Genomic DNA, 14,837 nt, shown 5'->3' on the forward strand with positions numbered 1-14,837 from the left:
CTCCTCCGGAGGAGGCACTGTCTCGGCCCGGAGGGCGCTCCCCTTCCGAGGGCGGCGCTCAGGAGAGCATTTAGGGGCGCGGGGAACTGCGCGACCAGCCACCCACGGTCCGCAGAGCGCGAACGACCTCGGGTCGCTGGGCGCAGCCCGGTCGTCAGGGACACGGGGAACGAGTGCGCACGGCACAGACGGGCGCGGCCGGTCATCGCGACGGGCGCGTCACACAAGCGGGGGGAGGACGCCCTCGGGGAGGTACGGGGACGAGACGGGGACGCGCCACCCCATCCGACGCACATGGCACACCAGCGCCAGCACATCCAAGTCCAGCACCGCGTGATGCGTCTCCGCCAGCTCCCCGGCCGAATAGTGCTCCCGGTGCCGCTCCAACGCGTCCACCAGCGCCAACGCGAATCCCTCCCGGTCCCCCTCCACCACCTGTGAGAGCAGGACGACCGGCGGTGCGGGCCGGCGCGTGTGCTCGTACGCCGCCGCGACGGCCAGCGCCCGGTCCACCGCCGGTACGGGATCCACCCCTCGGAGGTAGTCGTGCAGTGCCGCCCCGTACGCCGTGATGTCCGTCGGATGCGCCGCCGCCGCGAAGAACGACGGCTCCACCAGTACGCACGCCGCCAGCGACGCCCGGTCGCCGGTGATCAGCGCCAGGGCGATCGCGTCCTTCCAGAACCCGGGTTCGCCCGCAGGTCCGGGCCCGGCCGGGAGATTGCGGGCGGTCCCGGCGATACTCACCGGCAGCAGGGTGCCCTGCGGCGCGCGGGCCAGCCGGAGCGCACCGGACCCGGCTTCCGTCGCGGTCCGCAGCAGCTCGGGCAGTTCGGGATCGCGGCCTTCGGGGTCACCCGCGACCCGCTGGAGGAAGAGCCAGAGCCGTCCGCGCAGCACCTGTTTCAGCCCTCGCCCGACCCGGGCCGGTTCCGCGTCGGGGTCGTTGAAGAGGGCCAGCTCACCGGCGACGTAGTTCGCGAAGGAGGCGATGTCCGCGCCGTCGTCGGTGCCGTCGTCGGCGGAGTTCAGGGCGTACGGGTGCGCGGGCCGGTCGACCACCAGCGCGGCGGCGTCGGACGCGGCCACCGAGGCCAGTGCCGCCACCGCGTCGGGCCGTTTGTCGCGCCCGTACGCTCCGACCCGCCCGCGCGGCGCCCGGAAACCGGAGACCGGCCCCCGGGGCAGATATCCGGATTCGATCGGCAGCGTCCACTCGTGCCAGCGGACCGCCATCGCCGCGAGGGCGATCGCGTCCATCGGGAGGAGTCCGCTCAGGGTCGGCCGGGCGTACGAGGACTCGACGGCCCGGTGCCGTTCGACCTGCGCGGCCAGGGCCTTGACGAACCCCTCCCGGTCCCCGGAGGCCAGCGCCCGGAGGCTGACGAGAGCCGCCCGGTACTGGTGGCCGAGGGTGGGGTCGGGGTCGACCCGGTCGCAGATCTCGCCGATCAGCTCGGCCCGTACCGCTTCGGACAGCGGCTCCACATCCGGACCCATGCCCATGCCCATGCTCAGGTCCGGGTCCGGATCCAGCTCCGGGATCAGCCCGGGAACCGAACCCGGGCCCGATACCGAACCGGGACCCTGCCCCGGGCGCGGCTTCGGCTCGGGCCGGTTCTCCGCATGCCCGTAGACGTAGATCATCAGCGCGTGGATCAGTGCCACGTCCGGCCGGGTCTCCTGACCGGCGAGCGGCGGCGCGGTCTCCGCGAAGAGGACTCCGTGTTCGTCGGAGGTCCCCGCGACGAAGGCCAGGAGAAACGCTTCCAGCCAGATATGCGGCCGGATGGGAGCCGTCCTACCGGGTGCGGGCGCGTCGTGTTCCACGCCCGTACCCGTGTAGTCGATCCAGACCCGGCAGCTCCGGCCGGCCGCCAGCGCCACCGCGCCGACCGCCGCCGAGGCCGCCGACTCGACGGCGATCCTGGCATCGGCGTCGGTCAGTTCCGGATGCGTCACCGACCTCGCCGCCGCGTACTCCACCAGCGATTCGGCGATCAACTGCCAGCCGCCCGCCGGGCGCTGGTCGTGGCCCATCATCCGGACGTCACCGGCGATCCGCCCGGCGAATCCCTCCAGCGCCTCCGCGATCGCCGCCCGCTCCACCTGATGACGCTCGATCCGCATGACCCGCCGCCCCTCTGCCCCTGGCCCTCGGCCCACCCGTGGTCACACACCTACGAGTCGATCTTGAACCATCGGGAGAGGAACGGCCACTGACATCGGAACTATCACGCGGAGTGACGACGGGCCGGGCGAACAAACGCCGACCCGGCCGGGGTCAGTCGGTGGTCGGCCGAGCGCTTGTGGGGCCGCCGAACTGCTCGTCCAACTCAAGGTATTCCGGGCTCGCGAGCGCTGCCTCGTACTCCGGATCGGAGAACTCGAAACCATGCCCGCCCGGATGTCCGGCAAAGAGCGTGCACGCGTCATTATCCGCGCCGGGTGCTCCATTGTCGGCCGGACAATCCCGCAGAATGCCCACGGCGGAAGGCGTTATTCCGGTGATCCACCGAGCCCAAATAGCGCCCTCCTCGGCGCTGTCGTGTTCCCGGATCAGATCGTAATGCGGGCCCTCTGGATGGGATTCCAGCGCGCAGCGCAGACTTGTCATGATCCGAATCGGATGGACCGGCGGATCGGGTTGCAGCTCCTGGGTGAGAACGATGAGCTGGAGCGGTAGTCGCGCCTGCGCCGCACAGATCGTACGCCCGTCTCCGGCGGGCTCCGGCCTTTCCGGCGCGCTCATTTCAGATCCTCCCGGCGGCTGGCCTCATTGGCCTCGGAGACGGCCTTCCGGATGCGGTCCATGGGCTTCACCGGGGTCAGATCGGCCACGGCCGCGTCCCACTCCTGGCCTCCGCCGACCGGCCTGAGCTGCACGAGTCGGCTGACCCTGTCCATCACCTTGCCCACCTTGTGGGTGGCCGAGTCGAGGACCACGTCCCCGACGACGGGAATGTACGCGACCGGTGCCGCGTCCCTGTCGGCGCTCACCGGAGTTTCCTTCGGAGCCCGCTCGCGAGGGCTTTGAGGAGTTCCGGCGTGACGGGAGCATAGCCGGTCCTGGGAACCCACTTCGGCGCGAGATGCCAAATGCCCCCGGCTTTCAACAACTGATGCAGATCCGCCGATTCGAACAAATGGGCGGAGGGTGTGAGGTGCTCGGTCATGGCTCGTTGCCGTATCCCTTCGGTCGCCGGTGTGTTTCTGTTTTCCGGGACAAGCTTGAAGGCGACTGGGTAGCCTCCGAAAGGGGGTTAGCGGTGACGCAGCTCGAATCACCTCGGAGACAAGGAAGTTGTAGAGGAGTGTGGCAACATGGCGAAGCCTTACGGAGAGTGGCTGCGCGGCCAGCGCGTCAAGGCGGGCATGACCCAGCAGCAGTTGGCCGACGCGGCGATCATGACGCGTACCCACATCACACACATCGAGGCGGGCCGCCGGACGCCGTCGGAGGAGGACGCGAAGCGGCTGGACAGGGCGCTCAACACGGGTGACGTGCTGACGAACTTCAGGCCGGGGGCGGATGCGTACCCCGTGGCCGACCACTTCGAGGCGGCACTTCAGTTTGAGGGCCAGGCTTCGGTGATCCGGGAGTTCGCCCTGACCTTTGTGCCGGGGTTGCTTCAGACACCCGAGTACGCCCATGCCGTCATGAGGTCGGCCTACCCGCCGATCAGCGACGAGGACCGAGACCGGACTGTCGTCACCCGCATAGAGCGCGCCCGAATTCTGGCCAATGAGGTGGACCCGATCGTCTGGGTGCTACTGGACGAGGGTGTGCTGCGGCGCCCCATCGGCGGCCCGAGGGTGATGGCTCGCCAACTCCACCACATCGCTGACCTGGTGGAACGCGGGCGGATCCGACTCCATGTGATCCCCTACGGTGCCGGAGCGTATCCGCTACTGGAAGGCGTGGTGACCCTGATGTGGTTCGAGGACCAACCGCCGATCGCCTACGTTGAGGGTGTCCATACGGGCAAGGTGCACGACATCCAGCCGGTGGTGGAGATCATCCAAGGTCGATACGACCTCGCCTTGGCAGAGGCGCTGCCGCTGACGGAGTCCCTTGCTCTCGTGCGAAAAACTGCGAAGGACTACGAACGCGATGACAACTGAGCGGATACTCCTCGACGCATCCGTGCTGACGGGCTGGCGTAAGTCCAGCTACAGCGGTACTGACGGCGGCAACTGCGTCGAGGTCGCGGACGGCCACCCCGTCGTCCCCGTCCGGGACTCGAAGGACCCCTCCGGCCCGGCCCTGGTGTTCCCCGCCACCGCCTGGTCCGCCTTCGTCCACGGCCTGAAGGACGACCGCGTCACATTGTAACGAACCATCGTCACCCAGCGCCCGGCCCCCTCGTGGGCCGGGCGTTTGCGTGCCTATCCTCGGCGGGACGCGCCCGTCCCGGGTGTCGTCGCATGTGCCGCATGTGATGAAGGAGTCGCGGATGTTGGTGACTGTTCCCGTGACCGGCTTCGGCCGGTCGGGCTTCGTGCAGACCTTGATCTTCTTGGATGTAAGGACTTCCACGAATGGACCACTTGCGTTACCACGTCATCCGTGAGGGAGGCCGCCGCCTCCACAACCCGCTGACCTCCGACCAACTCGCCGCTCTCGGCCGGACGCTCCGGCTGGAGAAGGGGGAGCGGGTGCTCGATCTGGGCAGCGGGTCGGGTGAACTGCTCTGCACCTGGGCGCGGGATCACGGCATCACCGGCACCGGGGTCGACATCTGCGACGAGTTCACGGACCGGGCCGGCGCCCGGGCGGTCGAACTCGGGGTCGACGGCCTGGTGGAGTTCGTCAGGGGCGACGCGTCGGAGTACATCGCCGACGAGCCCGTCGACCTGGCGTGCTGTCTGGGGGCGAGCTGGATCGGCGGCGGGGCCGCCGGGACGGCGGAGCTGCTGCGGCGCAGTCTGCGGCCGGGCGGGACGGTGCTGCTGGGGGAGCCGTTCTGGCGGCGGGAGCCGCCCGATCAGCGCTCGGTGGAAGCCTGTCACGCCGACGACGCGGACGACTTCCCCACCCTGCCCGAACTCCTCGCGTACTTCGGGGAGCTGGGTTACGACGTCGTCGGGATGACGATCGCCGACCAGCAGGGCTGGGACCGCTACAAGTCGGCCCAGTGGCTCAGCATGCGGCGCTGGCTCACCCGGCACCCCGATGACGGGCTCGCCGCCCGTCTGCGGGCCGAACTGGCCGAGGAACCGGCGGAGTACGCGCGTCATGAACGCGAGTACCTGGGCTGGGGGGTGTTCGCCCTGATGGCCCGCTGACGCCGGGGCGGCCCGGCGCGCGACCCGCCCCACGGCGGACCGCGCCGGGCGGCCTCCGGTACCTGTACGCCCGCAGGCCGTACGCCTCGCTCCCCGTACGCCTCCGGAGCCGTACGCCCGTCACACCGTCACCCCGGCCCCGTCACCTCGCCCGGGTCCAGCCGCAAGCCCCTGACCTGCGGGGCTACACCTCTCCGGCGACTCCCCAGCGGACCGCGTCGGCGACCGTCGCGTTGCCGCCGCAGACGATCAGACCGATCCGGGCGTCCGGGCCGACACGGTCGAGAACGAGCCGGGCGGCGGGCAGCAGACAGCCCGCAGCCGGTTCGGTCCAGATCTTCGCGTGCTCGGCCATGTCGGCGACGCCGCGTACCGCAGCCGCGTCTGTGACGACGAGGACGTCCTCCACCAGCGCTGTCACGTGCTCATAGGTCAGATGTGACACCGAGGGCGCGCTGAGGGTAGTGACCAGGGACGACAGCTCGACCGCGACCGGGCCGCCCGCCGCGAGGGCGCGGGACATCGACTCGGCGCCCGCCGTCTCGACACCCCAGATCCGGACCCCGGGGAGCAGCGCCTTCAGGGCCACCGCGATCCCGGTGATCAGCCCGCCGCCGCCGATGCTGACCAGGACGTCCGTGGGCGCCGGGGCGCCGGTGGCGGGCAGGTCCTCGGCGTATTCGAGACCTACGGTGCCCTGGGCGGCGGCCACCAGCGGATCGTCGAAGGGGTGTACCAGGGTCAGGCCCTCGGCGCGCAACCGTTCCATCAGCTCGAACGCCTCGGTCATGGTGTCCGTGAGCCGGACGTGGGCGCCCGCCGCCTCCGCCGCCGCGATGGACCGGGCCGGGGCCGTACGGGACATACAGACGGTCGCCTTGATGTCGAGCATCCCGGCGGCGACCGCGACGGCCACGCCGTGATTGCCGCCGCTGACGGCGACCACGCCCGCCGCGCGCCGGGCCGGGTCCAGGGAGAGCAGCTTGGCGAGCGCGCCGCGCGCCTTGAAGGACCCCGTGCGCTGAAGCAGCTCCAGTTTCGCGGTGACGGGGGCGCCGAGGAGTTCGGAGAGGCCGGGGGAGACCACGGTGGGGGTGCGGACCACCCGGCCGTCGATCAGCCGGGCGGCGGCGCGTACGTCCTCAATACCGATCATTCGGTTCATGTTCGTCATCCTCGCACCGGCGGGGCGCGCCGGGAGGCGGCGGGGACGGGGGGCCTGTACGGTCGGAAAGGGCGTGAGGATACCCACACGGGTGGGAAGCCATGCACGTGCGCCGGTGTTTTCTTCCCCTAACCGATTGAACTTTCTTTGATCAGTGGGCAGTTGACCCCCTGCTGGGCCTACTCTTCAACAGGTGAACCAACTGATGTCCCGCGATTCCGAGTCCGAAACCGAACCGTCCGGGAGCGTCGCCCTGCCCGGCACACTGTCCGAAACGCTGTGTGCCGAGCTGATCGCTTTCCGTCGCGACCTCCATATGCATCCGGAGCTGGGCAACCAGGAGTTCCGTACCACCACGGCGATCAAGAACCGGCTGGAGGCGGCCGGGCTCGCGCCGCGCGTCCTGGCGGTGGGCACCGGACTCGTCTGTGACATCGGCACCTGGGACGGGGTCGCGCCGATGCTGGCGATCCGCGCGGACATCGACGCCCTGCCCATCCCGGACACCAAGACGACGGTCCCGTACCGCTCGACCGTGCCGGACCGGGCCCACGCCTGCGGACACGACGTCCACACCACGGCCGTCCTCGGCGCCGGGCTCGTACTCGCCGAGCTGGACCGCGCCGGGCTGCTGCCCGCGCCGGTCAGGCTGGTCTTCCAGCCGGCCGAGGAGGTCCTGCCGGGCGGCGCGCCGGACGCGATCGACTCCGGGGTGCTCGACGGGGTCGGACGGATCATCGCCGTGCACTGCGACCCCAAGGTCGACGCGGGATCCATCGGACTGCGGCCCGGTGCGATCACCTCCGCCTGCGACCGCCTGGAGATCACCCTCGACGGCCCCGGCGGCCACACCGCCCGCCCCCACCTCACCACCGACCTCGTCACGGCGGCGGCGAAGATCGTCACCGAGGTCCCGGCGATGATCGCCCGCCGCGTCGACGCCCGGTCCGGGCTCGCGGTCACCTGGGGACGGATCGAATCCGGCCACGCCTGCAATGTGATCCCCCAGCACGCGGAAATGTCCGGAACCGTACGCTGCCTCGACCTGGAGACCTGGCGCGAGGCGCCGGACCTGGTGCACGCGGCGATCGACGAGATCGCGACGGTCCACCGGGCGAAGTCCCAGATCGACTACATCCGCGGAGTCCCCCCGGTCGTCAACGACCCCACGGTCACCGACCTCCTCCGCGCGGCCCAGACGGCCCGCCGCGGCGCCCACACGGTCGAGGACACGGAACAGAGCCTCGGCGGCGAGGACTTCTCCTGGTACCTGGAACACGTCCCGGGCGCGATGGCCCGCCTGGGAGTCCGCCGCCCCGGCGACACGGTCCGCCGGGACCTCCACCGGGGCGACTTCGACGTGGACGAAGAGGCGATCCGGGTAGGCGTCGAACTCTTCACGGCAGCGGCGCTGCTGAGCGCCTGACGGAGGCGGGGCCAGTCACGAAGAATGGCCCCGCCCGTCTTTATTCATTCAGGGCAAGCAAAGCTGCTGTTGCGGCCTCCACTACGCCAGGCCATTCCGGTGAATTGATGTAGGTAACATCGGGAGATTCGCCAAGCTTTTCAATCAAAGGGACAAGTATCGCGGAGACTCGGAGCATGGCAGTAGCCTCCTTTTCTGTGCGAAAAATCGAACCAACTTCTTCTTCTGGATGGTCAAGTGCACGAACATCATCGAGAGCGTTGACGGCCATTGTCAGGTCGTAGAGCAGCTCGCCTGGATTGAGATTTCTGTCTACCCAGACTCGCCGTTGGTAGTTGACATCCGCTAGGGCTTCGAGTCCGTCCAGAACCTGCAGGCGCAGGCTCGGGAATTCGACATTTACCTTTTCGGGGAATTCCATGTCTCCCATGTGAGCCACTCGTCCAATGGTATGTGCGCCTGGTAGGCGTTCTCGTAGTTCTTTTTGATCGCGCCGTTTAGCGGCTTTCCGTTGCGCCCAATGACTACGCCACGTGAATTGATTACGACGTGATGTACTTGCTGAAAAGGTTGCGGATTGTTGGGGTTACCTTTATCTATTCGGATGGAATCCTGCTTTGGTCCCAGCCATCGGAGGCCCACTCCCTTTTTGTTGGGTATGGGGGCGTTGAGATGGCCTGGAATTTTTTCTAGGACACTTTCGGGAAGCCACCCGTCAATCAATTTTACCGTGGGGACAGCCTTCTTTTTTCCGGCGAGCCCCAGAATTCCCCTTGCGAGCGAGCGGGCGACGCCGAAAGCTCCTGTGACGTAAGATGCTATCTCGAGTGAATTTTTCGAGTCTTGATAATCTTTGCTGCTTGGGTCGATTCCGTACTCTTTGACTTTCTCGCGGTAGTCATCCTGCAAGCCGCAGTCGGCGCCGAATTGGCATTGAGGTTCTGTGCCTTTCTCTATGGCGTCTGCAACCCCCAGGAGGAAGTCGATGCCAGCCGCCCCGGATTTAGCTATGGCTTTCCATGCGTCCCCCCACGACTGCGGATCTACAGGCTCGGAAGTGCAGTGGGCTTTATAGGCGGGATAAGTAGCGCCGCAGCCTATGCTGCTGCTTCCGCCTGAGTAGTTCGCTCCCCCTTGCGCTGACATACCTCCTGACCGAGAAGATCCACCGGAGCTCCTGCCGCTCGACTTACTTCTGTAAGTTTGATGGACCTGAGACGTCACGTAAGTGACTACTGCCTTGTAGAACTTGACGAAGGCACCCCAGAATTTGCCGTCGGGGTCGGCGAAGGTGACGGGGTTGTTGTTGCTGTAGGCGTAGCCGTTGATCTGTTGCGGGTCCTTGAGGTCCGCTATCGGGTCGGCGCTGATGAAGCGGCCCGTCGTGGGGTCGTATTCGCGGGCTCCTATGTGGGTGAGGCCTGTGGGGTCCTCCGTGCCGCCGACGAAGCCCTTGTCGCCCGTCCACGTCTGGGGTGCGGCGCCGCGGTCTTCGCCGAAGGGGCGGGAGTGGCGGCGGGTGAGGGCCTGGGTGGCGGCGTCGACCTGGAGGTTGGCCGTGCCGTTGTGGTCCGTTGCCGTCCAGGTCAGTTTGTCGGGGGTGCGGACGGCGACGATCTGGCCGTCGTGGCTGTAGTAGCGGGTGGCCTCGACGGTGTTGGTTGCCTTGTCGAGGCGGAGTTCGGTTTCGCCGACGTGGAGGGTCGTGCCGGTGGCGTCGCGGCGGATGAGCCGGTTGCCGTTGGCGTCGTTGAGGTAGCTGGTGGTGGTGTTGTCGGCTTCCTTGACGCTTTCGAGGGCGTTCTCGGGACCCCACTCCAGGGTCTGGGTCTTGGCGTCGGCCCCGGTGCCCGTGGTGCGGGTGACGGTGTTGCCGGCCGCGTCGTAGGTGTAGCTCGTGGCGGGCCGGGTGGGGTCGGCGGGTGTGGTGGACGTCCCGGTCAGCAGATGGGGACGCGGGGTCTGGCCGCTGGTCAGGTCGTGGTTGTACGTGGTCGTCGCGGCGCCGCCGGTCGCCAGGTGGTCGACGGCCGTCTTGCGGTTCCCGGCGCTGTCGTAGGTGTACGAGACCCAGTAGGGGGCGACGCCTCCGACATTGGCCGTCGTGGGCGCGGTCGCGCAGTCGGTGGTGGCGGTCCAGGCGCTCTTCAGGCGCCGGTGGCCGTCATAGGTGTAGCACTGCTTGTCGCCCTGGGCGGTGGAGCGGTCGTCCACCTCGACGGGGTTGCCCGCCAGGTCGTAGCGGTAGTAGACGTCCGAGTCGGTGCCCGTGCGGCTCTCGGTGACGACCGTCTGCCGGGCGAGGCGCTTGGTGCCGTCCTCGTAGAACCGGTTGATCTCGGTCCACTTGGCGGTGGAGGAGACACCGAGGGTGGTACGGATCTTCTCCCCGGCGGGGAGGTACGCGGTCGACTGAACGATGCCGGTCAGGCCCTGAAGGGTGTCGGGCATCCGCTGGGCGTTGTAGCCGTAGACCAGGGTTTCCTGATCGAGCCCACCCATGGCGGGGATGGTGCGCCGCTGGAGGGTGCCGTCGTTGTTGTAGGCGTTGGTGATGGTGTAGATGCCGGTGGCTCCGGCCAGCGCGCCTTCGGCGGTGCTGACGGTGTGCTGCTCGCGCAGGACCCGGTAGAGCTTGTCGTAGGAGGCGTTGGTGGTGGCGTAGACCTTGCCGTTCTTACCGCCGTCGTAGCGGATGGAGGAAGTGAGCTTCCCCTTGGCGATGGTGTCGTACGACCAGCGGGAGAGGTATTTGGAGTCGTCGATGACCGGCTGGCCGTTGACGACGGGAATCCGGCCGGTCAGCTCCCCGGTCGGCCGGCCTATGGCGTCGTAAGTGTGGCTGAGGATCGTGCCGCGGGCATCCTCGGTGACGCTGACCCGGTCGAGGTTGTCGTACTCGGACTTGTTGGTTCCGGCGTCGGGGTCTCGGGCCTGCGTCTTGCGGCCGAGGAAGTCGTAGCTGTAGGACCAGGTGTTGTTGTCGTTGTCCTTTACCTGGGTGAGCCGGTCGGCGTGGTCGTAAGCGTAGGTCAGCTTGGTGAAGTGGCCGGTCGCGGTGTTGCCGTCGTACTCCCGCTTCTCGGCAATGCGCCCGCGGCTGTCGGTGGTTTCGCGGACGGCCGAGGCTCCGGCCGGGGGTTCGACGGTGGTCGAGTTGCCTTCGTAGGTAGTGGTGGTTCGGGAGTGCTCTTGTTCCTGGACCAGGGCAATCTGCGTGGTCGGCCGTCCGCCGCCGTCGTAGACCGTGCGGCTGCCAGCAGGAGCGGTGGTGAGGAGATTGGCGAGCCTGCCCGAAGGGGCCGTGGTGTCGATGTAATCCGCTGTAGTTTGCACCTCGAGGCCGCGGGAGTCATAGAGGGTCTCGGCGACAACGCGACCGCTTCCGACGGCCGCCGGGACCTGGGTCTGCCGGGGACGGAGCAGGGAGTCGAAGATCGCGTACGAGGTCCGGTAGGTGGTGCCGTCATTGTTGAGCGACTTGCTGGCCACCCAGGACGCGGCGCCACGCTGGACTTGGTATTCAAACTTGTTGTTCGGGGTCTGGCCAGCTTCGCGATTGCGATCAGCCAACCAGATGTCCGTGACACGGCCGAGTGCGTCGTAGTTGCTTTCGGTGCGCCCTCCGTTGGGGTCGATATGCGCCTTGTTGACCCCCCAATCGGGGATGACTTCCGTGGTGATGGTGTGGCCTAGTGCGTTGGTTTCCGTCTTTCCCGTGAGGGGGCCGCCAGTAGCCGGGGTGTACTCGACGTGGACAGTGCGCGTTCCATTTGCGTCGAATGCCTCGGTTGCCCGGCCCAGCGCATCGGCCTTGGCCGTGCCTACTGTCTGGACTTCGGGAACACCGGCAGCATAGCCGGTGACGCGTTCGGCTTTGGTTGCGTTGCCTTTGGTAGGAGCGACACCGTACGCCTGGCCGTCGTACGAGATCCGGTTGTCGGAGAGGACATCCGTGGTCTGCGGGTCGCCGGTCCTGTTGGGGGTGGCGTCGCAGCCGACGGAGACCTTCTCGACCCGCTTCGGCAGGTTGAGGATCCAGGCCGTGGTGTTGACCACGTACTCGGTACGGGTGCAGTCCTTCTGGCCGCCGCCCTCGGTCTCCACGGTCAGCGGCAGGCCGCTGGCGTGGTCGTACGTCGTCTTCGAGACGGAGGTGATGTGTCCGCCGCCGGGCACCGGGGTGCGCTGCACGGACTGGGCCGTACGCGTCATATACGCGTTGACGGTGCCGTAGTCGGGTGTAGCGGTGGCACTGGTCCGGGACCACGGGGTGGTGATGGTGCCGGAGATCTCCGGACCCGCCGTCCCGTTGTAGGTGATCTCCTCGCGGACCTGACCGGCGTACTGCTCGGCGTCGGTGACCGCGGTGCCCTGGGAGTCGGTGACCGTCGCCGTGCGGGTGGTGTTGTCGAGCTGCTTGTCGCCGTGCATGCCCCGGTAGAAGAGGCCGGTGCTCTTGCTCCGGATGCCCGCGGCCTCACCGGTCGTGGTGGTGACCTTCTGGTAGCCGCGCCAGATACCCCAGGTCCGGTACTTCGCCGGAGTGATCGGCGACTGGTCGTCGTACGCCCAGGCGGCACCGTCGTGGTACGTGTAGTCGGTCTGCTTGAGCGGCGCGCCGCCCGCCGGATCGGACTCGGTGACCTGGTTGACGACGTACTTGTGGAACCAGTCCGTACGCGGCTGGGGGTCGGTCCCGGGGGTCGGGTTGGACGGCGGGATCCACTTGACCGGGTAGCAGCGGCGGGTGTTCTTGTCGAGCGCCGGGACATTGACCCCGGCGAGACAGTCCTGCCCGGAGTAGTTGACGTTGAGGACCGACCCCGTCTCCGAGGTGACGGCCCGGACCCGCCATTTGATGAACGGCGGGACGTCGTCGCCGGTCTTGTCGACCCGGTTGTGGAGCTGGATACCGGAGAACCCGACCGAGGGAAGGGTGATGGGGGTGCCGGACATGCCGGTGTGCTGGATGGACTTCAGCCACAGTCCGGGGCTGGATCCGTCGCCGGGGCTGGGAAAGTTGGAGTCCAGTGCCCAGGCGTTGACGGACCGGTAGTCGGCCTCCACCCCGGTGCCGGTGCCCTTGTAGACCTGGGTGGTGACGGTCTTCAGCTTCTTCCGGCTGAAGAAGGACGGCGACGGCTTGTCCGTACAGACCGTGTTCTTCTGGCAGATCTGGTCGAAGGGGACATCGGGCCAGGCGGCGCGATTGGTGGCCGTCAGATTGGTGCAGGTCTCCTTGCCGGAGACGGGCACACACCGCTCCATGACATCGAACTTCACCCGGGCCGCCGCGGGCTGCGTGGTAGAGAAGACCGTGTCGGTGCGCTGCCCGTAGTCGATCCGCTGGAGATGGCCGCCGCGAACGTACTCGGTGCCGTTGCCCGTGGTGCCGTTCTGGGCGTAGGAGTTGAACTCCTTGGCGTACCAGTAGGACATGACGTTGCCGTTGGGGTCCACGACGTAGTCGAGGTTCCAGCGCCACGCCTGCTTCTTCGCCCGTCCCGCGAAACTCGTTCCGGAGCCGTAGCCGGGCTCGCCGGAGTCGTCGCCGTAGACCGGGACGGTCCACACCGAGTTGGTCTCGGGCTTGCCGGTGCTCCAACCGGGGAGCTGGTTCTTGCCGAAGACGTACTGGGTGCCGTCGGTGGTGGTCACCGTCCAGTGCTCACCCGTGTCGCCCGACGCTCCGGTGTCACCTTCGTCCCCGTTGGGCGCCCCCAGCCCCCGGGTGACGCGCTCGCCGTCGTCGCCCTGCAGCCGCCAGACGCCGCTGGTCTTGTCCTTGACCAGGGTGCTGGACTTGCCGTTCAGGACGATGGAGGCGTTCTCCTCCTTCCAGCACAGGTCGTACTTGTCCTTCTGCCCGTCGTCGTCACAGGAGGCGTAGGAACGCTCGATGTACGAGGTGGGAAGGTCGAAGCCCTCGCCGATCCACGACGGCTGCGCGCTGGTGGCGGAGGTACGGCCGTCGACGCTCTGGGACGAGTAGCCGATGGACAGCGCCGGGGCCGGACCCGCGGGGGCCGGAACGGTGGCCAGCGGGTAGGACCAGGAGAAGCCGCCCGTGGAACCGCCGCCGGACCAGGTGGCCGAGGGGGAGAGGGCCGTGGCCTCATAGGTGCCGCGGTCGGAGGCGGCCCCTGCGGAGAGTGCCAGGACGGCCGGAGTGCTACGGGCTCCGGTCGCGGCCTTGGGCGTGGTGACCTGGGCCGTGACCGTCTGGGCGGTGCTGTCGTTCGTCGACGGGACCGGCTTCGTGGTGCGGCAAGCCGGCTTGTTCGGGGTGGTCAGCGCGCAGGCGGGCAGCTGGACCATACGCAGCCGCGAGGACCAGTTGCCGCCGTAGGCGTGGGCGAAGCCCCGGTAGTCGACGCCGACGGACAGGGCGGAGGGATCCGGCTTGCCGTCGGCACGCTGAACGGTGAGGACGACGCCCTGGATGCCGAGGCGATCGGTGGCGGCCCGGTCCAGGATCTTCACGGTGGCCTTGGCCGGTGTCGCGGGCGCCGCGGTCTTGGCGCTGCGGGCCTTGGCATCCGTGCGGGCGGGTGCGAGGGAGACCGGGCCGGTCGCCGCCTTCACCTGGGAGCCCGACTTCGTATTCGTCTTGGCGACGGTCGTGGCCGGGGCGGGAATGGTGTGCTCCGCCGTGCCCGCCACGGGCCAGGCGACGGGAGCGGCGGCGAGGGCCCGGGTCTTCTCGGCCGCCGCCACGGTCGGGTCGGTGACCTGCCGGTGCTTGGCCTTGAAGGGCTCGGCCTTGCCGTAGTCCGGCTTCACCAAGGCGGTGTGGTCCCGGGTGAACGGATCCTCGGGGGCGGGTGAGGCCGCTATGAGGGTCGCGGTGAGGGCGAGCACCACGGGTACCGCGACAGTGGCCGTACGACGGCGCTTCAGCCCTCTTCGGGACCGTGGTGGCCGGTCGGGTCTGATGAATGGCAAAACGGTTCT

General features: G+C 68.2%; 10 protein-coding genes. 4 read left to right on the plus strand and 6 right to left on the minus strand.

Annotation, left to right across the window (positions count from 1 at the left end):
• Window positions 1-219: 219 nt before the first annotated feature.
• From ABZ714_RS06175 to ABZ714_RS06185, 3 genes are all read right to left on the minus strand, one after another.
• On the minus strand, window positions 220-2,130 hold the full coding sequence (locus tag ABZ714_RS06175; RefSeq protein WP_358823952.1) for an Imm49 family immunity protein: 1,911 nt from the start codon (window positions 2,128-2,130) through the stop codon (window positions 220-222).
• 154 nt (window positions 2,131-2,284) lie between these two features.
• The gene (locus tag ABZ714_RS06180) at window positions 2,285-2,752 is read right to left on the minus strand and encodes a hypothetical protein (protein WP_358823953.1); all 468 of its coding nucleotides are present in this window, start codon (window positions 2,750-2,752) and stop codon (window positions 2,285-2,287) included.
• Window positions 2,749-3,000, minus strand: coding sequence for a hypothetical protein (locus ABZ714_RS06185; protein ID WP_358823954.1), 252 nt, complete (start codon window positions 2,998-3,000; stop codon window positions 2,749-2,751). Before ABZ714_RS06185 ends, ABZ714_RS06180 begins: the two co-directional genes overlap by 4 nt.
• A gap of 324 nt (window positions 3,001-3,324) precedes the next feature.
• Here ABZ714_RS06185 and ABZ714_RS06190 point away from each other — a divergent pair, with 324 nt between their 5' ends.
• From ABZ714_RS06190 to ABZ714_RS06200, 3 genes are all read left to right on the plus strand, one after another.
• Window positions 3,325-4,125 carry a helix-turn-helix transcriptional regulator gene (locus ABZ714_RS06190; protein ID WP_358823955.1) on the plus strand — a complete coding sequence of 267 codons (801 nt, stop codon included), beginning with the start codon at window positions 3,325-3,327 and terminating at the stop codon, window positions 4,123-4,125.
• Window positions 4,115-4,336 carry a DUF397 domain-containing protein gene (locus tag ABZ714_RS06195; protein WP_358823956.1) on the plus strand — a complete coding sequence of 74 codons (222 nt, stop codon included), beginning with the start codon at window positions 4,115-4,117 and terminating at the stop codon, window positions 4,334-4,336. The genes ABZ714_RS06190 and ABZ714_RS06195 overlap by 11 nt, the downstream gene beginning before the upstream one ends.
• A gap of 206 nt (window positions 4,337-4,542) precedes the next feature.
• Window positions 4,543-5,289 carry a methyltransferase domain-containing protein gene (locus ABZ714_RS06200; protein ID WP_358823957.1) on the plus strand — a complete coding sequence of 249 codons (747 nt, stop codon included), beginning with the start codon at window positions 4,543-4,545 and terminating at the stop codon, window positions 5,287-5,289.
• A gap of 184 nt (window positions 5,290-5,473) precedes the next feature.
• Here the strand turns inward: ABZ714_RS06200 and ABZ714_RS06205 are convergent, their stop codons facing one another.
• Window positions 5,474-6,445 (minus strand): pyridoxal-phosphate dependent enzyme, encoded by a 972-nt coding sequence (locus ABZ714_RS06205; RefSeq protein WP_358823987.1) that lies wholly within the window; start codon window positions 6,443-6,445, stop codon window positions 5,474-5,476.
• 214 nt (window positions 6,446-6,659) lie between these two features.
• Between ABZ714_RS06205 and ABZ714_RS06210 the strand changes: the two genes are divergently transcribed.
• On the plus strand, window positions 6,660-7,880 hold the full coding sequence (locus ABZ714_RS06210; protein WP_358823988.1) for an amidohydrolase: 1,221 nt from the start codon (window positions 6,660-6,662) through the stop codon (window positions 7,878-7,880).
• 40 nt (window positions 7,881-7,920) lie between these two features.
• Here ABZ714_RS06210 and ABZ714_RS06215 read toward each other — a convergent pair whose 3' ends face one another.
• Window positions 7,921-8,301 carry a hypothetical protein gene (locus ABZ714_RS06215; RefSeq protein ID WP_358823958.1) on the minus strand — a complete coding sequence of 127 codons (381 nt, stop codon included), beginning with the start codon at window positions 8,299-8,301 and terminating at the stop codon, window positions 7,921-7,923.
• Window positions 8,280-14,828 carry an RHS repeat-associated core domain-containing protein gene (locus ABZ714_RS06220; RefSeq protein ID WP_358823959.1) on the minus strand — a complete coding sequence of 2,183 codons (6,549 nt, stop codon included), beginning with the start codon at window positions 14,826-14,828 and terminating at the stop codon, window positions 8,280-8,282. Before ABZ714_RS06220 ends, ABZ714_RS06215 begins: the two co-directional genes overlap by 22 nt.
• Window positions 14,829-14,837: the final 9 nt, after the last annotated feature.

This window comes from Streptomyces sp. NPDC006798 (genome assembly GCF_040635975.1).
Taxonomy (GTDB): Bacteria; Actinomycetota; Actinomycetes; order Streptomycetales; family Streptomycetaceae; genus Streptomyces.

Coding starts and splice junctions, on each gene's coding strand:
- ABZ714_RS06175 (WP_358823952.1), bottom strand. CDS start 2,130: ATGCGGATCGAGCGTCATCAGGTGGAGCGGGCGGCGATCGCGGAGGCG.
- ABZ714_RS06180 (WP_358823953.1), bottom strand. CDS start 2,752: ATGAGCGCGCCGGAAAGGCCGGAGCCCGCCGGAGACGGGCGTACGATC.
- ABZ714_RS06190 (WP_358823955.1), top strand. CDS start 3,325: ATGGCGAAGCCTTACGGAGAGTGGCTGCGCGGCCAGCGCGTCAAGGCG.
- ABZ714_RS06195 (WP_358823956.1), top strand. CDS start 4,115: ATGACAACTGAGCGGATACTCCTCGACGCATCCGTGCTGACGGGCTGG.
- ABZ714_RS06200 (WP_358823957.1), top strand. CDS start 4,543: ATGGACCACTTGCGTTACCACGTCATCCGTGAGGGAGGCCGCCGCCTC.
- ABZ714_RS06205 (WP_358823987.1), bottom strand. CDS start 6,445: ATGATCGGTATTGAGGACGTACGCGCCGCCGCCCGGCTGATCGACGGC.
- ABZ714_RS06210 (WP_358823988.1), top strand. CDS start 6,660: ATGTCCCGCGATTCCGAGTCCGAAACCGAACCGTCCGGGAGCGTCGCC.
- ABZ714_RS06215 (WP_358823958.1), bottom strand. CDS start 8,301: ATGGAATTCCCCGAAAAGGTAAATGTCGAATTCCCGAGCCTGCGCCTG.